The 17,429-nt window shown below is 68.6% G+C and carries 12 protein-coding genes, 1 tRNA gene and 2 pseudogenes; 10 read left to right on the top strand and 5 right to left on the bottom strand.

The genetic code is table 11. From position 1 onward, the window contains the following. The first annotated feature begins 67 nt into the window (after positions 1 to 67). On the top strand, positions 68 to 1,111 hold the full coding sequence (locus ACHMW8_RS13750) for a LacI family DNA-binding transcriptional regulator (protein WP_125156115.1): 1,044 nt from the start codon (positions 68 to 70) through the stop codon (positions 1,109 to 1,111). Between the two features lie 63 nt (positions 1,112 to 1,174). Then, positions 1,175 to 3,457 (top strand): annotated as a pseudogene (locus tag ACHMW8_RS13745) (beta-glucosidase). Between the two features lie 80 nt (positions 3,458 to 3,537). Here the strand turns inward: ACHMW8_RS13745 and ACHMW8_RS13740 are convergent. The 3 genes and pseudogenes from ACHMW8_RS13740 to ACHMW8_RS13730 all read right to left on the bottom strand — a co-directional run bounded on the left by ACHMW8_RS13740 (position 3,538) and on the right by ACHMW8_RS13730 (position 7,683). Then, entirely contained in the window at positions 3,538 to 5,130 is a 1,593-nt protein-coding gene (locus tag ACHMW8_RS13740) for a fatty acid--CoA ligase (protein ID WP_395445838.1), read from the bottom strand. Positions 5,131 to 5,223: 93 nt separating this feature from the next. Continuing rightward, positions 5,224 to 5,940, bottom strand: a complete 717-nt coding sequence (locus tag ACHMW8_RS13735; protein WP_125156625.1) for a copper resistance protein B — start codon at positions 5,938 to 5,940, stop codon at positions 5,224 to 5,226. 56 nt (positions 5,941 to 5,996) lie between these two features. Beyond that, positions 5,997 to 7,683, bottom strand: a pseudogene (locus ACHMW8_RS13730) (copper resistance system multicopper oxidase). Positions 7,684 to 7,746: 63 nt separating this feature from the next. Here ACHMW8_RS13730 and ybaK point away from each other — a divergent pair. Continuing rightward, entirely contained in the window at positions 7,747 to 8,223 is a 477-nt protein-coding gene (gene ybaK, locus ACHMW8_RS13725; protein ID WP_125156111.1) for a Cys-tRNA(Pro) deacylase, read from the top strand. Between the two features lie 50 nt (positions 8,224 to 8,273). Next, a tRNA-Met gene (locus ACHMW8_RS13720) sits at positions 8,274 to 8,350 on the top strand. Positions 8,351 to 8,526: 176 nt separating this feature from the next. On the opposite strand, the gene ACHMW8_RS13715 is transcribed toward ACHMW8_RS13720, so the two are convergent. Beyond that, positions 8,527 to 9,360, bottom strand: coding sequence for an SDR family NAD(P)-dependent oxidoreductase (locus ACHMW8_RS13715; RefSeq protein ID WP_395445837.1), 834 nt, complete (start codon positions 9,358 to 9,360; stop codon positions 8,527 to 8,529). A 92-nt stretch (positions 9,361 to 9,452) separates the two neighbouring features. Between ACHMW8_RS13715 and ACHMW8_RS13710 the strand changes: the two genes are divergently transcribed. The 6 genes from ACHMW8_RS13710 (at position 9,453) to ACHMW8_RS13685 (ending at position 16,985) form a co-directional block, all read left to right on the top strand. After that, positions 9,453 to 10,382, top strand: a complete 930-nt coding sequence (locus tag ACHMW8_RS13710; RefSeq protein ID WP_395445836.1) for a LysR family transcriptional regulator — start codon at positions 9,453 to 9,455, stop codon at positions 10,380 to 10,382. A 352-nt stretch (positions 10,383 to 10,734) separates the two neighbouring features. Further along, positions 10,735 to 11,163 (top strand): sigma-70 family RNA polymerase sigma factor, encoded by a 429-nt coding sequence (locus ACHMW8_RS13705; RefSeq protein WP_395445835.1) that lies wholly within the window; start codon positions 10,735 to 10,737, stop codon positions 11,161 to 11,163. Then, positions 11,099 to 12,034 carry a FecR domain-containing protein gene (locus ACHMW8_RS13700; RefSeq protein WP_125156107.1) on the top strand — a complete coding sequence of 312 codons (936 nt, stop codon included), beginning with the start codon at positions 11,099 to 11,101 and terminating at the stop codon, positions 12,032 to 12,034. The genes ACHMW8_RS13705 and ACHMW8_RS13700 overlap by 65 nt, the downstream gene beginning before the upstream one ends. A 101-nt stretch (positions 12,035 to 12,135) precedes the next feature. Beyond that, entirely contained in the window at positions 12,136 to 14,403 is a 2,268-nt protein-coding gene (locus ACHMW8_RS13695) for a carboxypeptidase regulatory-like domain-containing protein (RefSeq protein WP_395445834.1), read from the top strand. Between the two features lie 108 nt (positions 14,404 to 14,511). Next, on the top strand, positions 14,512 to 15,414 hold the full coding sequence (locus ACHMW8_RS13690; protein WP_395445833.1) for a TonB-dependent receptor domain-containing protein: 903 nt from the start codon (positions 14,512 to 14,514) through the stop codon (positions 15,412 to 15,414). 2 nt (positions 15,415 to 15,416) lie between these two features. Beyond that, positions 15,417 to 16,985, top strand: a complete 1,569-nt coding sequence (locus ACHMW8_RS13685) for an alkaline phosphatase D family protein (protein ID WP_395445832.1) — start codon at positions 15,417 to 15,419, stop codon at positions 16,983 to 16,985. A gap of 140 nt (positions 16,986 to 17,125) precedes the next feature. Here ACHMW8_RS13685 and ACHMW8_RS13680 read toward each other — a convergent pair whose 3' ends face one another. Next, positions 17,126 to 17,404 carry a hypothetical protein gene (locus tag ACHMW8_RS13680; protein WP_395445972.1) on the bottom strand — a complete coding sequence of 93 codons (279 nt, stop codon included), beginning with the start codon at positions 17,402 to 17,404 and terminating at the stop codon, positions 17,126 to 17,128. Between the last annotated feature and the right edge of the window lie 25 nt (positions 17,405 to 17,429).

Genomic DNA, 17,429 nt, shown 5'->3' with positions numbered 1-17,429 from the left:
TTGTGGACGCCGCCTTTCGCTGCTGGGGTGGCCAGGACAAGCTTGGCGGTTGGGGATACGGGGACCCATGACGACGATCACCGACGTGGCCGAGCGGGCGGGCGTTTCGCCCAAGACCGTCTCCCGCGTTCTCAACGATCACGACAGTGTCAGCGCCAAGACGCGCGACCGTGTCCGCGCGGCCATGGCCGACCTGGACTATCAGCCCAGCGCCGTGGCCCGCAGCCTGCGCTCGCTGGGCTCTGGTTCCGTGGGCGTGCTGATGGGCGATCCGTCCGGCGGCTACCATACCCGCGTCCATCACGCTCTGCTGCTGGCCTGCGTCGAGACCGGCCGCCACCTGTCGGTCGATCTGTCCGAGGGCCCGATTCCCGGCTGGGCCGACCGCGTCCGCGCCTTCGTCCGCGACGGCGGCATCCGCGAAATGATCCTGCTGCCGCCGGAATGCGACTTCGGCCCGATGAAGGAGCTGATGCGCGAACTGGACGTGCGCTGCGTGCTGATCACGCCCACGACGCCCGATCCGCAGTTCCCGGCCATCGGCATGGACGACCGCGCCGCCGCGCGCGAGGTCGTCGAGCACCTCTTCTCACTGGGCCACACCCGCATCGGCCACATCGCCGGCCACCCGGACCACGCCGCCAGCACCCACCGCCGCAACGGCTTCTTCGAGGCCTATGCCGCCCGCGGCCTGCCGCGCCCGCCGCCCGAGCTGATCGTCGGCGGCGAGTTCACCTTCAAGACCGGTCTCGACGCGGCCCGCCAGTTGCTGGACATCGACGAGCCGCCGACCGCGATCTTCGCCGCCAATGACGACATGGCCGCCGCCACCTGCATGGAAGTCCAGCGCCGCGGCCTGCGGATCCCCGACGACGTCTCGGTGGTCGGCTTCGACGACGCCCCGATCGCCGGCGTCATCTGGCCGACCCTGACCACGATCCGCCAGCCGTTCGATCAGATGGCCCTGCGCGCGATGCACACCTTCGCGGCGTGGAGCGCCAACGAGGGCGCCGGCAAGACCAACACACCCTTCCTCGCGCAGCACAGCCTTGTGGTGCGCGAATCCACCGGTCCAGCCCGGAGCGGCGCGCCGCCTCGGCGAAAGACTTGAACCCCTCCCCCAACCCGGCCCGAGGCCGCGCGGGGGGCGCAAGAAGAAGACGACGGAGGAAACATGACTCGGACGACCTGGCGGGGCCTGCGGCTCGCCCTGCTGATCGGCGCTTCCGCCTCGGTGCTCACCGCCGCTCCGGCCCTGGCCGACACCGCCAAGAAGCCGGCGGCCGCCCCGGCCCATCCCTGGCTGAACGCCAAGCTCAACCCCGACGCCCGCGCCGACCTGGCGCTGAAGGCGATGACCAACGACGAGAAGTTCACGGTCATCTTCGGCTACTTCGGCTCGGACATGAAGCCGAAGTACACGCGCCACAAGGACTCGCACGACGCCTCGGCCGGCTATGTCGCCGGCGTTCCGCGCCTGGGCATCCCCGGCCAGTGGCAGACCGACGCCGGAATCGGCGTCGCCACCCAGGGCAGCCATCAGGACCTGCGCGCCCGCACCGCCCTGCCCTCGGGCCTAGCCACCGCCGCGACCTGGAACCCCGAGCTGGCCTTCAAGGGCGGCGCGATGATCGGCAAGGAGGCCCGCGACTTCGGGCTTCAATGTCCAGCTGGCCGGCGGCGTGAACCTGATGCGCGAGCCGCGCAACGGTCGGAACTTCGAATATGGCGGCGAGGATCCCTGGCTGGCCGGAACCATGGTCGCCGCCCAGATCAAGGGCATCCAGTCCAACCACATCATCTCGACGATCAAGCACTATGCGCTGAACGGCCAGGAGACCGGCCGCTTCGTGGTCAGCTCGAACATCGACGACGCGGCCGCCCGCACCTCTGACCTGCTGGCCTTCCAGTTCGCCATCGAGCAGTCGGACCCGCACTCGGTGATGTGCGCCTACAACCGCGTCAACGGCGACTGGGCCTGCGAGAACGACTGGCTCTTGAACACCGTCCTGAAGAAGGACTGGGGCTACAAGGGCTATGTCATGTCGGACTGGGGCGCCGACCATTCTCGGCCAAGGCGGCCAATGCCGGCCTCGACCAGGAGTCGGCCGGCGAGGCCTTCGACAAGGAACCGTTCTTCGGCGCGCCGCTGAAGGCCGATCTGGCCGCTGGCCGGGTCAGCCAGGCCCGCATCGACGACATGGCCCGCCGCGTGCTGCGCGCCATGTTCGCCAGCGGCCTCGTCGACCATCCGGTCGTCAATCCGGCCCCGGTCGACCTGCCGTCCGCCACCCTCGCCGCCCACGCCAAGATCACTCAGGCCGACGCCGAGGAAGGCGTCGTCCTGCTGAAGAACGACGGCGATCTTCTGCCCCTGGCCAAGACCGCCAAGACCATCGCCGTGATCGGCGCCCATTCGGACGTCGGCGTGCTGTCGGGCGGCGGCTCCTCGCAGGTCTATCCGGTCGGCGGCCGCGCGGTGAAGGGCCTGGAGCCGGCGACCTGGCCGGGCCCGGTGATCTACTACCCGTCCTCGCCGCTGAAGGCGCTGCAGGCTCGCTATCCGAACGCCAAGGTCGTCTATGACGATGGCGCCGATCCCGCCCGCGCCGCCAAGCTGGCCGCCGATAGCGACCTGGCCGTGGTCTTCGCCGACCAGTGGACCACCGAGTCGGTGGACGTCGTCGACCTGAACCTGCCGCGCAACCAGGACGCCACGATCGACGCCGTAGCCTCTGCCAACAAGAAGACGGTGGTCGTGCTGATCACCGGGGGCCCCGTGGTCATGCCCTGGCTCGACAAGGTCGGCGCCGTGGTCGAGGCCTGGTTCCCGGGCACGGCCGGCGGCGAAGCCATCGCCCGCGTCCTCACCGGCGAGGTCGACGCGACCGGCCGCCTGCCCGTCAGCTTCCCCAAGAGCGTGGCCGACCTGCCGCGTCCGAAGCTGGACGGCGTCGGCAAGGCCGAGGGGGAACTCTTCGACGTCGACTACAACCTCGAAGGCGCCGCCGTCGGCTACAAGTGGTACGACCTCAAGAAGATCGAGCCGCTGTTCCCGTTCGGCCACGGCCTGTCCTACACGAAGTTCGCCTATTCGGGCCTGACCGCCACGGCGGCGGGCGACAAGGTCACGGTCAGCTTCGACGTCAAGAACGTCGGGGCCCGGGCCGGCAAGGACGTGCCGCAGGTCTATGTCGCGCCCAAGACCGGGGGCTGGGAAGCGCCCAAGCGCCTGGCCGGCTTCAAGAAGGTCTCTCTCGCCCCCGGCGCCACGCAACGCGTGACCCTGACGGTCGACCCGCGCCTGCTGGCGGTCTGGGACGGCAAGGCCCATGGCTGGTCGATCGCGGCCGGCCAGTACGACATCGCCCTGGGCTCTTCGTCCCGGGCTCTCTCCTCCACCGTCCAGGTCACCCTGGCGGCCCGGAGCCTGCCGGTTTCGCCGGCGGGCAAGTGAGGGTTGCGGGGCTTTTTACCCCTTGCCCCGCATCCGTCAGTCTCTTCCCTTCTCGGGGCGTCGTTCGCGACGCCCCTTTTTTAGTTCACCTGCCGCTCGCGCCCTTCCCAGTAGGGCGCCCGCAGTTCCCGGCGCAGGATCTTGCCCGACGCGTTCCTCGGCAGGGCGGCCACGAAGTCCACGCTCTTCGGCGCCTTGAAGCCCGCGATCCGGGTGCGGGCGAAGGCGATGATATCGGCCGCGTCCGGCGTCACGCCCGGCTTGGCCGCGACCACCGCCTTGACCGCCTCGCCCCATTTCTCGTCCGGCACGCCGATCACCGCCACCTCGGCCACATGCGGGTGACCGTAGACAGCGCTCTCGACCTCGGCCGGATAGATGTTCTCGCCGCCCGAGATGATCATGTCCTTCACCCGGTCGTGGATGAACAGATAGCCGTCCTCGTCGAGGTAACCGGCGTCGCCGGTGCGCAGCCAGCCGTCGGTGTCGATGGTCTTGGCGGTGGCGTCGGCCAGCTTCCAGTAGCCGGCCATGTTGGCCGGGGAGCGGACGGCGACCTCGCCCACCGCGCCGGTCGGCACGCTGTTCCCGGCCTCGTCGATGACCTTGATCTCGACACCGGGCATCGGCAGGCCCGCCGCTCGCATGCGCTTGTTCCCCGCCGGATCGTGGTCCTCGGGCGGCAGATAGACCACCGTGCCGGTCGTCTCGGTCATGCCGTACTGCTGGACGAAACCACAGCCAAACACCTCCATGCACTCGCGCAGCAGGTCCAGCGGGATGGGCGCGGCGCCGTAGAGGATGTGGGTCAAGCGCGAATAGTCGACCTCACGGGCCCGGGGCTGGCGCACGACGATCTGCAAGGCCGCCGGCACCATGAACATCTTCGAGACGTGATCCTTCTCGATATAGTCCAGCACCTTGAACGGATCGAACTCGCGCGCCACCACGCCCTTGGCGCCGTTCAGCAGGCCCACGAGCCCCCAGCCGGTGCCGCCGATATGGGCCACCGGCATCGCGACCAGGCTGACATCGTCCGGCCCCCACTGGTTCCAGGCCAACGGATCCTTGGCCGCCGCGCGCCGCATGACCAGCAGGTTGTCATGGGTCAGCATCGCGCCCTTCGGCCGCCCCGTGGTGCCCGAGGTGTAGAGCTGGATGGCGATGTCCGACGTCGCGATCGACTTGTGGGCGTCGGCGCCGGACTGGGCGTCGCGCCAGGCTTCGAAGGTCGGATGCTCGCCCGCGCCGTCGGCCTCCATGGCCACGACCACCGGACGGTGGGTCAGTTCGGCGGCGACGCTCTCGATGTGGCCGATCAGTTCGGGGCCGACGAAGACGATCTTGGCCTCGCTGTCGGCGACGATGTAGGCGATCTCAGCCGCCGCCAGCCGCCAGCCGACCGGCGTGGTCACCACCCCGGCCTTGGCGGCCCCGATCAGCAACTCGAAATAGTGGTCGCTGTTCTTGCCGACATAGGCGACGCGATCGCCCGTCGACAGACCCGCCGCGATCAGGGCGTTGGCGACCTGGTTCGAATGACGGTCGAAATCGGCGAAGGGGGTGTCCCGCCCCTCGAAGCTGAAGGCGACCTCCTCCGGCCGGACCTCCGCGTGATAGCGGGCGACGTCGCCCAGGGTCCGCATGCGGTCGAAATCGATCGCTTCCGCCATCGCGCCTGTCTCCCTCGTTATCCGGATCTACGTCCGGTCAAACGGATGTTGGGCCAGGCTTGCGATCGCGGCAAGCTGTCTATGTCGATAGGGTCAACGCCAGGCGCGAACGCCGATCACCACCGCCGTGCTTCCCGCCCGCTCGCCGGCGACCACGGCCGGCCCGAACGCCCGCTCGCGCACTAGGCCGACATAGGGCGCGAACTCACGCGTGATCTGGTAGCGCAGGCGAAGACCGCCCTCGAGCTTGGCCGCGCCCGCCTCGGCGAGGTCGGCCTCGACGCGCGGCTGCAGGATCAGTTTCTGGGTCAGGCGCAGGTCGTAGGACGCCTCCCCGCGCGCGGAGACCTTGCCCTGATCGGACAGGTAGGCCGTCCCCTGCACCTCGAACCAATAGGGCGCCAGGCCCTCGAAGCCGACGGCCGCGTAGGATCGCCCCTTGGGCGCCAGGTCATAACGAACCCCGGCCTGAAGATCGAAATACGGCCCGACGGGCCAGGCCTTCAGCACCTCGGCCTCGCCCGTCTCCCAGCCTTCGCCGTCGGTGCGCTCGCCGCGCGCCTTGACGACCCACTTGGACGCATCGCCGCCCCACCAGGCCTCGCCCTCGAAAGCCTGGGCGTCGGCGCCGTCGCGCGAGCGGTATTCCAGCTGGTCGGCGCGGACGGTCCACGCCGTCGCCCCGCCATGCTCCTTCATCAGCTGGGCTCGGGCGGCGGCCATGACGCCGGGGCTGTAGAAGCGCTCGGCGGCGTGGTCGGTGGGGATCGCCGGCGGCTTGGCCTCGGCGGCGGGCTTGGCGGCCTCCATCTGGTGGCCCGCGTGCGGGTCGGCGGCCTGATGCTGCGCGTGCTGGAGATCGACGATCACGCGGCTTCCCCATCCAGCGGCCGCACGGTGACGACGTTGAACATGCCCGCGTGCATGTGCAGCAGCAGGTGGCAGTGGAAAGCCCAGTCGCCGGGCTCGCTGGCCGTCAGGTCGAAGGCGACCTTGCCGCCCGGCGCGACATTGACCGTGTGCTTCAGCGGCTGGCGATCCTGGCCGTTGACCAGCTCGAAGAAGTGGCCGTGCAGGTGGATCGGATGAGCCATCATGGTGTCGTTGATCAGCACGACCCGCGCCCGTTCGCCCCGCTCGAAGGCGATCGGCTTCTTGATCGGTCCGAACGCCTTGCCGTCGAACGCCCACATGAAGCGCTCCATGTTGCCGGTCAGGTGGATCTCGATCTCCCGCCCGGGCGGACGCGCATCGGTCGGCGGATGCAGGCTGGCCAGGTCGGCGTAGCGCAGCACCTTGTGGCCGACATCCTCCAGGCCCTGGGGCGGCTGGGCCAGGCGATCCATCGGCATCGGCGAGATCGTCTGCACGCCCGGCGTCAGCGGCACGTTGGGCGCGTTGGCCTGGGAGCGCATCGACATGTCCATGCCGGGCATGTCCATCCCGTGACGCATGTTCCCCATGCCCATGTCCTTCATGGTCGCCAGGGGCCGCGTGCGGAGCGGCGGAACGGCGGCGGACACCCCCAGGCGCGGCGCCAGGGTTCCGCGCGCCAGGCCCGAGCGATCCGACGCTTCCGCGACCAGGGTGAAGGCCTTGTCCTCGATCGGCCGGACGATGACGTCGAAGGTCTCGGCCGGGGCGATCTGGAACTCGTCGACCGCGACCGGCGACACTGGCTGACCATCCGCCGCCACGACCTCCAGGGAGAGGCCCGGGATCCGGACGTTGAAGATCGTCATGGCCGCGGAATTGATGAAACGCAGCCGCACCCGCTCGCCCGGCGTGAACAGGCCCGTCCAGTTGTCGCCCGGACCGTGGCCGTTGACGAGATAGGTGTAGACCGAGCCCGTGACGTCGGCGATGTCGGTGGGGTCCATCCGCATCTTGGCCCACTCGACGCGGTCCTTCAGCGACTGATCCCGACCGGCCAGCAGGCCCGCCACGGTCTGCTTCTGCATGTTGAAATGGCCGGCGTTGACCTTCAGCTTCCGGAACAGCTCGTGCGGATGCAGGAAACTCCAGTCCGACAGCATCACCACATGCTCGCGGTCATAGGGAATAGGATCCTCGCCCGCCGGGTCGATGATCATCGGGGCGTAGAGGCCGACCTGCTCCTGGAGGCCCGAATGGCTGTGCCACCAGTAGGTCCCGGCCTGCCGCACCGGGAAGTCGTAGGTGAAGGTCTCGCCCCGGCTTGATCCCCGGGAAGCTGACGCCCGGGACGCCGTCCATCTGGAACGGCACCAGCAGCCCGTGCCAGTGGATGGAGGTGTCCTCGTCGGCCAGTGCGTTGGTCACGGACAGGCGGACGTTCTGGCCTTCCTTCAGCCGGATCAGCGGGCCGGGGATCGAGCCGTTGACGGTGACGGCGTGGCCCGAGCGACCGTCGATCCTCGCCATGGTGTGGCCGACGGTGAGCTTGATCGTCTCGCCCGACAGCGCGGCGGGCGAGCGACCGGCCTCGCCTGCCCGCGCCCAGGACGGCAGCATGCCCACGGCGCTGAGCGCCAAGGCGCCGCGAAGCAGAGTCCGTCGATCTAAAGCCGTCATCGCGTGTCCGTATTCCAAGCCCAGATATTCCAACGGGGGCCGCAGTTAGGTATCACCCGGATCATGTCCAAGAGCACCCCCGCCACGATCGCACTGACCAAGGCCGGCGTCGCGTTCAACCTGCATACGTACGACTACGACCCGGGCTCCGAGCGCGTGGGCCTGCAGGCGGCCGAGGCGCTTGGAGAAGACCCTCGTCGGGTGCTCAAGACCCTGATCGTGATGCTTGACGGAAAGCCCGCCTGCGCCATCCTGCCCTCGGACAAGGAGGTCAGCATGAAGAAGCTGGCCGCCGCCCTCAAGGGCAAGTCGGCCGCCATGGCCCCCGTCCCCGACGCGGAGCGGATCACGGGCTACAAGGTCGGCGGCGTCAGCCCCTTCGGCCAGAAGAAGCGTCTGCCAACGGTGATGGAGGAAGCCGCCCTCACCGAGCCCTACGTCTTCATCAACGGCGGCCAGCGCGGCCTGCAGGTCAAGCTGGCGCCCGCCGACGCGGTGAAGGCCCTGGGCGCGGTGACGGCGGCGATCGTCTCGGAATAGGCGCCGCTTGAAATGCCGCGCGGTTCTCGCCTATAAGCCCCGCCTCCTGGGGCTGGGTAGCTCAGATGGTTAGAGCGGTGGATTCATAACCCACAGGTCGGCGGTTCGATCCCGCCCCCCGCCACCAGGACGATTTCCCATAACAGTCTGGTTTTCTTGCGCTTTCTTCGGCGCGCGCTGAAGAACAACGTCAGAGCCCGATCTCGGACTATGTCCAGGCGACTTGACGTTCCGTCGTGCGCCGTCGTGTGAAACCCCGACCAGCCACGGCGCCAAGCCGGCGCCGCGGCTCTCCTGGACGCCTTAGGCCTCCGGGAAATCGGTGCTGATCGTGAGGTCCTCCCAAATCGCGATCTCCGCCTCGACAGCCGCCAGCTTGGCGCGCGCCCGGCGCAGGGCGTCGGAGCCGAGCAGCAGGTGCAGCGGCGGATCGGGCGCGTCGACGATGCGCAGCAGGGCCTCGGCCGCGCGATCCGGATCGCCCAGCTGCTGGCCGGCCATGGACGAAAAGGCCGCGCTGGCCTTGCCGACCGTGGCGTCATAGCCCGCCGCGCGCGTCTCGCTCAGCCGGATCGAATGGGCCGAGAGGAAGTCCGTTCGGAAGGCGCCTGGCGCGACGGCGGTCAGCTTGACGCCCAGCGGCTCGACCTCCTGATGCAGCGACGCCGTCAGGCCCTCCAGGGCGTACTTCGCCGCTGCGTAGAGCGCGGACGCGGCGCCCGGCGCACGGCCGGCGATCGATGTGATGTTGAGGATTCGCGCCTCGCCCTGGGCCCGCAGCCTGGGCAAGGCCGCCCGGATCACCTTGAACGGGCCGAAGACGTCGGTGGCGAAAAGGCGCTGAGCCTCCTCGTCGGTGGCGTCCTCCAGCGCGCCCAGCAGGCCATAGCCGGCGTTGTTGACCACGACGTCCAGCCGTCCGCCGGCCAGGCGGAAGGCCTCGTCGACGGCTCGGTCGATGGCCGCGCCGTCGGTGACGTCCAGGGTCAAGACGTGCAACCTCCCCGCCCCGGCGGCGATCGGCGGCGCGCCCGAGCGGACCGTGCCGACCACGGTGTCGCCCCGCGACAGCGCCGCCTTGGCCAAGGCCAGCCCCATACCGCGCGAGATTCCGGTGATGAACCAATGCTTCGTCATCGCATGCTCCTTGTGAGGCGCATCTTGTGCGCCCTTGGGGGCGACTTCAGAATAGAGGCATATCTGCGTGAGCTTGTAAGGCTAGCTAAACAATGACCATGAGCATCGACCCGATGCTGAGCGGCGGCGACTTCGCCCACCTGCGCGCCTTCGTGGCCGTGGGCCAGGCGCTGAGCTTCACGCGGGCCGCCGAGACACTGGGCGTCACGCCCTCGGCCCTCAGCCAGGTGGTGCGGACCTTCGAGGACCGGATCGGGGTGCGCCTGCTGAACCGCACCACGCGCAGCGTTTCCCTGACCGAGGCCGGCGAGACCCTGCTACGCCGCGTCGCTCCGGCCATGGCGGAGCTCAGCCAGGCGGTCGGGCAAGCCCGCCTCTATCAGGAGCGTCCGTCGGGGACGGTGCGGGTCCACGTGTTTCGCTCGGCCGCCGATCTCTACGTCCAGCCGATCTTGCCCGCGTTCCACCGCGCCTATCCGAAGGTCGTTCTGGACATCACCGTCGACGACGAGGTGGTCGACACGGTGGCGGCCGGGTTCGACGCCGCCATCCGCATCGGCGAGGTGATCGAGCGCGACATGATCGCCGTACCGCTGGAGCCGCCCGTGAGGCAGATCCCGGTCGCCGCGCCGAGCTACATCGCCGAACGCGGCCTCCCCGCCCATCCCCGCGACCTGCTGGGCCACGACTGCATCCGCTGGCGCTGGCCGGGCCGCGCCCAGCCCTACCGCTGGGAGTTCTTCGAAAACGGCGCCTGGTTCGAGGTCGAGGTCGACGGGCCACTGATCGTCAACAGCAAGGACATCGCCCTGAAGGCCGCCATCGACGGCGTCGGCATCGCCTTCGCGGTCGAGCGCACCGCTCGCCAGGCCATCGCCGACGGCCGGCTGGCGCCGATGCTGGAGGCCTGGTGCGAGCCGTTCCCGGGCCATCACCTTTGCTTTCCCCGGCAACGACAGATGAGCCCGGCCCTACGCGCCTTCATCGACACGGTGCGTGAAGGCGCTTCGGCCGCCGACTGAGCTTGTCGGCTGGCGGCGGATAACCGCCATGGACAGGCCTCAGACCTGTCCAGAGGCGCGCCATTCTGGGCCGTCTCGAGCCCGTCGTCACAAGACCTTCAAGCTTAACCTCTAGGGACGTCCGCCACCGAAGTGGACAGGCGGATGTTTCGAGTCGATCCAGACAGGACCCGATGGTTCTTGCGGTGCGTGCTGCCGCATGAACCCGCGTTACGCGCTTGGCTGTCCTCGAAGCGCCGGCTCGGCGTCGATGTCGACGACATCATTCAGGAGACCTACACGGCCCTGGCCGCCAAGGAGACCGTTCGAGGATATTCAACACCCCCGCGCCTACATCTTCCGGATCGCGCACATGCTGGTCGTCCGGCACGTGAGGCGCGCCAGGATCGTTTCGATCCAGGTGAAGGAGGATCTGGAGTGGGGCGATGACAGCCCCTCGCCCGAGCAGACCCTGATAGATCGCGATGTCCTCAAGCAGGTGAACGAAGCGATCTCGGCCATGCCCGGTCAGGCGCGCACCGCCTTCGTCCTGCGGCGGATACACGGTCTTTCCCAGAGGGAGATCGCCCAGCGGATGAGGCTTTCGGAAAACACGGTGGAAAAACACATCAGCCGAGGGCTACGATTCCTGCTCAATCGCCTAAGGGATGGCGGAAACACCCCACTTCCCGCCTCTAACAGCTCAGACGCTTCTCATCAGGATCCCGCTCCCCTCGATGGCCGATCGCCAAACCAGCCAGAGCATCGACGACGACGCCGCGACGTGGGTGGCGCGTCGTGACCGCGCGCCGCTGACTCCGGCCGAGCAGGCGGCGTTCGACGCGTGGCTCGCGGGGGATGAGCGCAGGCCCGGCGCGCTATTGCGCCTGCAGGCCATCGACCTGGCCAGCCGCGCCGCCGGCGACGAGCGCGGCGAGCTGCTTGCCCCCCCGCTCTCGCGCCGCCGGGTGCTGTTATGGGGCGGGGCCAGCGCTGCCGCCGGCGTGGCCGGCCTCGCCGTGGCCTTGCACGCGCCGCGCGCCCAGGCCACCCAGCGGGGCGAGATCCGGCTGATCCCCCTTCAGGACGGCTCGACCATGACGCTGAACACGGACTCCGCGGCCCGTGTGCGCTATCGCGACGATCGCCGACTGATCGAACTGATCCGCGGCGAGGCGTTCTTCTCGGTGGCGCGCGACGCGCTTCGCCCGTTCGAGGTCGAGGTCGCCGGCCATCGCCTCAGCATCGACAGCGGCGCGTTCCGCGTCAGTCGCCTGAACGCCGCGCCAGTCCAGGTGACGGTGCAGCAGGGGCAGGTCGACCTCGCGGACGGCCTTCGCGACCGCGTTCGCCTCACGGCCAACAGCAGGCTCGAACTCGTCGACGGCCGTCCGCCGGCCGTGCTGCGGATCTCGGCGCGCGAGGTCGAGCGCGACCTGGCCTGGCGCGAGGGCAAGATCGCCTTCAGGGGCGATTCCCTCGCAGACGCCGCCCGCGCCTTCGCCCGCTATGGCGATCCGCGCGTGATCGTCGCCGACCCGGCCCTGGCGCGCGAGCCGATCACCGGCCTGTTCGCCGCCAACGATCCGGCCGGTTTCAGCCGGACGGTGGCCTTCGCCCTCGACGCGACGGTGACCCGCCGCGGCGACGAGATCGTGCTCTCCCGCCCCTGATCGACATTAAAGTTTTGTGACGGCTGGCGGAGAATTTCCGTCGTCGCCTCTTTAGCCGCGAAACGCCGATTTCATGTCATGGCGTACGGGGCCCGAGAACGATGATCGCCTACAAGACCTTGCTTCACTGCGGCGCGGCCGCCGTGGTCTGCGTCGCCGCGCAGGCGCATGCCCAGGCCCGCCGGTTCGACATTCCCGCTCAGCCGGCGGTCACCGCCATCCCCGAGTTCGCCGACCAGGCCCAGGTCCAGATCATCGCGCCCGCCCGAGACCTCGCCGGCGTCAACACCCGGGCGGTCACGGGGGAGATGGACGTTCGCGCCGCCCTGCGCCGGCTGATTTCCGGCACGCCGTTGCGCATCGCCCGCGACGAAGGCGCGATCATCACCCTGCGCTCGACCACCCGCGCTTCGGCCGGCAAGACGGGCGCGCTTTCGGGCCGCGTCCTGGATCCGCTGACCGGCCAGTACATGGCCAACGCCACGATCCGAGTGGTCACGGCAGATGGCGAACACCGCGCCGACGCCGCTGGCGAGCGCGGCGAATACCGCCTGATCGACCTTCCCGCCGGCGAGGCCCAGGTGACGGTCAGCTTCACCGGCTTCGCCGACCGGACCGTGCCCGTCACCATCCATTCGGGAACGACGGCGCAGCTGGACGTCGAGCTGGCTCGTTCGGGCGAACCGGCCGCGACCCAGGTCAGCGAGGTGATCGTCACCGGCGGCTTTCGCGACGGCGACGCCCGCGCGATCATGAGCCAGCGCAACGCCATGGACATCAAGAACAGCCTGTCCTCGGAGTCGTTCGGTTCCATCTCCGAGGGCAATGTCGGCGAGTTCATCAAGTGGATGCCCGGCGTCGACACCGAGGGCGAAGGCGACGACACCGTGCGCTACGTCCGCCTGCGCGGTCTGCCGCCGGAATACACCTCGATCACCGTCAACGGCGTCAGCCTGGCCGCCGCCGACGGCAACGCCGGTTCGTCGACCTCGCGCGCGTTCAGCTTCGAGCAGGTGTCGCTCAGCAGCATCGACGCCATCGAGATCTCCAAGACGGTCAGCGCCGATGTCGACGCCAACGCGCCGGCCGGCACGATCAATCTGCGCACCAAGCGCGCCTTCGACCGCAAAGGCCGCCGCATCGTCGCTCAGGTCAGCGCCGTCACCCATTCCGACCTCTGGAACCACAAGATCACCGGTCCCGCCGATGGCCGTCGCGACGGCAAGGCGCTGCCGAACGGCCAGCTCGAATATTCGGACGTCTTCTTCAACCGCCGCCTTGGCGTGGTCGCCAGTATCAGCCAGTCCAAGACCTATTCAGAAATGGAACAGGCTTACTATCCTCGCAGCTATGAGCCGAACGCCGTCAGCCCGGATCCGCTGGCCGTAACGACCATCAACGCGCACATGCGCGCCCAGGAGACCTCGCGCTTCGCCAGCTCGCTGACCTTGGACTTCAAGGCCACCGACAACCTGATCCTGTCGCTGGCGACGATCTACAACACCGCCTACCTGTGGTCGGGCCAGCGGACGGAGGTCTTCACGACCGGCGCGCGGACCTACGGCGTGATCGGCGACGCCGCGACGGATTTCACCACCCGGCGTCCCGACACCAGCATTGGCGTCACGGCCCAGTCCAACATGATCTCCAAGCGCGGCGACGGCCTGACCATCGTGCCGAGCTTCGAGTACCAGGGCCGCCGCTTCGTGCTCGACGGCAACATCTCCTATTCCGACTCCAATAGCCGCTACGACCCGCTAGGCGACGAAAGCTCGATCTTCAGCCTGGTGAACTCCCCGGCGGCGGGGGGCAACTTCACCGCCAAGCGCGACGGACTGGGCAAGCAGAACTGGACGATCGTCCAGACCAGCGGCGATGACTGGAGCAATCCGGCCAGCTACACCCGCCAGACGGCGGCGATCGTCATTAACAGCCAGGACGGCCGCTCCGCGCGCACAGAACTGGGCGGCGGCGCGCTGAATCTGACCGTGAAGGCGCCGTTTAACTTCGCCTCGGTCACCTTCAAGACCGGCCTCAAGGCCAAGCGCGCGGTCTATGACTACAAGAATGAGCGCGTCGCTCACCAATATCGTTATGTCGGCCCGCTGAGCGTGGCCCAGTTCATGACCGAGAATAGCAGCCCCAACGAGCTGAGCTTCGACGGCCTCGACATCCACTATGCGTCCAAGTCGGGCTCGCCGAAGCTGTACATGCCCAGCAACGCAAAGATCGGCCGGCTCTTCCTCGACCACCCGAGCAGTTCCAGCACACCATCACGGCGGCGAACTACTATACCGCCTTCATCGAGAACACGCGTCACTTCGAGGAGGACACCAACGCCGCCTATGGCATGGCGACGGCGGAACTGAACGACCGCCTCACCGTCCGCGCCGGCCTACGCTGGGAGGAAACCGAAGACCCGGGCGCGGGAATGGAACCCGCTGACCGCCGACGAGACCCGGGCCGCCGGATTCGCCGTGTCGGCGACCACCGGCCGGGCCACGACGATCGACGGCCTCAAGTATCAGTATCAGTCGCGCCCGCAGATCGAGCGCAAGGGCTCCTACGACTACTTCTTCCCTAGCGCGTCGATGAAGTTCGCCATCAATTCCCAGACCGACCTGCAGATCGGCTACAGCCGCACCATTCGCCGCCCGGAGGTCAACGTGCTGGCCGGTGTCTGGTCGATCAACGACGAGGCCATGCTGGTCACCGCCCCCAACCCGGGCCTGAAACCCGAAATCTCGGACAACCTGTCGATCCGGGCGGCGCGCTATTTCGAGCCCGTCGGCCTGATCGCCCTGAACTACTTCCAGAACGACGTGAAGGGTCTCTTCCAATCCGAGGACCTGACCGCCGAGGAGTTCGGCTACACGGGCGACGAGTACGCCAACTACACGTTCAGGACCACGCGGACCGTTTCGGGAGACTCCATCAAGATCCGGGGCCTGGAGGCCGAGTTCACCCACGCCCTCGATTACCTGCCCTCTCCGCTGGACGGCCTGACTGTGCGCGGCTCCTACACCTACCTGGATCCCGAGGAGCCCATTCCGCTGTCGGCCAAGAACCTGGGCTCGGTGGTGCTGGCGTATAAGAAGGGGCCGTTCAGCCTGAACCTCAACACGCTGTGGACGGGGCGGAAGCTCAACAGCGTCTCGACGGGCTCGTACATCGCCCCGCGCGTCGACATGTTCGTCTCCGGCGCCTACGCCATCCGCAAGGGCTGGTCGGTGTTCTTCTCGGCCCGCAACCTGTTGAACGAACCGACCGACATCATGCTGCCGGGCGTCCAGACCTCGGCCGGCGCGGTTCCGGATCACGCCGGCGACTACCGTCACTACGGCAAGACGGCCACGCTCGGCCTGCGGGCCGTGTTCTAGTTATGGATCGTTTCGACAAGCGCGACCTCCTGCGCGCCGCCGCTGGCCTGGCCGTTTTTGGCGGGCTCTCCCCCATGGCGGCCCTAGCCCAGCCGCCGAAAGAAGATCCCTTCACCCTGGGGGTCGCGGCCGGCGACCCGGCGCCGGACGGCTTCGTGATCTGGACGCGACTGGCGACCCGGCCGCTGGAGCACGGCGGCGGCCTGCCGATGCGGACCATTCCGGTTCGCTGGGAGGTGGCCGAGGACGACGGCTTCCGCCGCATCGTCCAGGTCGGCAACGCCCTCGCGCGTCCCGAGCTTGGTCATTCGGTCCACGTGGAGCTGACCGGCCTGCGGCCGGCGGCGCGATACTGGTACCGTTTCCACGCCGGCCAGGCGTCCAGCCGGATCGGCCGCGCCCGCACGACGCCCGCGCCGGGCGCCGCACCGGGCCAGGTGCGGCTCGGCGTGGCCGGTTGCCAGCACTACGAGCAGGGCCTCTACACCGCCTATGCTCATCTGGCGGCCGAGGGGGAGCTGGACGCGGTGTTCCACTACGGCGACTACATCTACGAAGGCCGATCCGGCGTCGCCTGCTTGCCGATCAACGGCGACAAGACCTGTTTTCGCCAGCACGCGGGCGACGAGATCTACAGCCTCGACGACTATCGGCGACGCTACGCCCAATACAAGACCGATCCCGACCTGCAAGCGGCCCATGCGGTCGCGGCGTTTATCCCGACCTTTGACGACCATGAGGTCGACAACAACTGGGCCGGTCGCGCCGATCAGGATGGCGCGCCGCCCGAGATCTTCGCCCTGCGCCGCGCCGCCGCGCTGCAGGCCTGGTACGAGAACATGCCAGTGCGACGGGCGCAGTTCCCGGACCGGGGCGCGATCGTGGCTCATCGCCGGATCCAGTACGGCGATCTATTGCGCATCCATGTGCTGGACACCCGCCAGCACCGCTCAGGCCTGGTCTGCGGCGGCGGCAAGCCCACCGCGCCGTGCGAGCCGATCGGGACCCCAGGCTCGATGCTGGGCGCCGCCCAGGAAGCCTGGCTGGCCCGGGGCCTGGCCCAGCCGACCCGTTGGAACCTGCTGGCGCAACAGGTCATGGTCATGCCGTTCCTCTACCCCGCCTCCCGCCCCTCGGGCCGCGCCAACGAAGACTCGTGGAGCGGCCGCCCGGACGCTCGCCAACGTCTGATCCGGACGATCCAGGATCGCGGCCTTACCAATGTCGTGATCTCCACCGGCGACGTGCACAAGCATCATGCCGGCGTGGTTCCCAGCCGCGAGGGCGCGTTGGACTCGCCGCCGGTCGCCACGGAATTCGTCTCAACGTCCATCAGTTCGGGGGGCGACGGCTACGATATGCCGCCCGGGTGGGAGGGCGTCGCGGCCGACAATCCGCAATGCCGCCTCAGCAACGGCCGTCGCGGCTACCAGGTGTTCGACATCCGACCTGATGCTTGGACGACCGACCTGCGCGTGATCGACAAGGTCAGCGCGCCGGGCGGGCGGGTCTCCACCTTGGCGCGGTTCGCGGTCGAACCGGGTCACCCGGGGCTGCATGCCTCGGGGTGAAGACCCCGGCGCGCATTCGCCGCCGCTGTGTCGCCAGGGACTGGACATCCCGGCCGCCGCGCCGCGAGCAAGATCGCTCCGAAGCGGAAGTCCGCCGAAGCCCGCCCCTCGAGTCGACCTCGTTCCAGGAGGCGAACCTTCTACTGTCTGGAAGCGCACGAGCGGCCCGCCTCAGCCTTTCTGCTCCAGGCCTCCGGCCCTTCGGCCCGCACCTTGACCAGCATATCGGGAGCGTCGCTGAAGGCGCCGTCGATCCCTCGCGCGAAGAGCCGACGCGCTTCGGTCTCGACGTCGCCAAGCCGATGACCGAATCCCGGTGACGAGGGATCGCCGCAGCGTAGTTCGACGGGCAGGTCCAGGTTTTCCGGATTGACGCTCCAGACGTGAACCTTCAGGCCCGCGGCATGGGCGTCGGCCACGAAATCGCTGGCGGGCAAGCTGCGC

It is taken from the genome of Caulobacter sp. UC70_42, assembly GCF_044056025.1.
Taxonomy (GTDB): domain Bacteria; phylum Pseudomonadota; class Alphaproteobacteria; order Caulobacterales; family Caulobacteraceae; genus Caulobacter.
This window is presented reverse-complemented; position numbering and strand designations above follow the sequence as displayed.

Bases quoted from the DNA above. Each gene is read 5' to 3' on its own strand.
- ybaK (WP_125156111.1), top strand. From the start codon at position 7,747: ATGTCCAAGAGCACCCCCGCCACGATCGCACTGACCAAGGCCGGCGTC.
- ACHMW8_RS13715 (WP_395445837.1), bottom strand. From the start codon at position 9,360: ATGACGAAGCATTGGTTCATCACCGGAATCTCGCGCGGTATGGGGCTG.
- ACHMW8_RS13685 (WP_395445832.1), top strand. From the start codon at position 15,417: ATGGATCGTTTCGACAAGCGCGACCTCCTGCGCGCCGCCGCTGGCCTG.
- ACHMW8_RS13695 (WP_395445834.1), top strand. From the start codon at position 12,136: ATGATCGCCTACAAGACCTTGCTTCACTGCGGCGCGGCCGCCGTGGTC.
- ACHMW8_RS13710 (WP_395445836.1), top strand. From the start codon at position 9,453: ATGACCATGAGCATCGACCCGATGCTGAGCGGCGGCGACTTCGCCCAC.
- ACHMW8_RS13740 (WP_395445838.1), bottom strand. From the start codon at position 5,130: ATGGCGGAAGCGATCGATTTCGACCGCATGCGGACCCTGGGCGACGTC.
- ACHMW8_RS13705 (WP_395445835.1), top strand. From the start codon at position 10,735: ATGCTGGTCGTCCGGCACGTGAGGCGCGCCAGGATCGTTTCGATCCAG.
- ACHMW8_RS13735 (WP_125156625.1), bottom strand. From the start codon at position 5,940: ATGGAGGCCGCCAAGCCCGCCGCCGAGGCCAAGCCGCCGGCGATCCCC.
- ACHMW8_RS13750 (WP_125156115.1), top strand. From the start codon at position 68: ATGACGACGATCACCGACGTGGCCGAGCGGGCGGGCGTTTCGCCCAAG.
- ACHMW8_RS13700 (WP_125156107.1), top strand. From the start codon at position 11,099: ATGGCCGATCGCCAAACCAGCCAGAGCATCGACGACGACGCCGCGACG.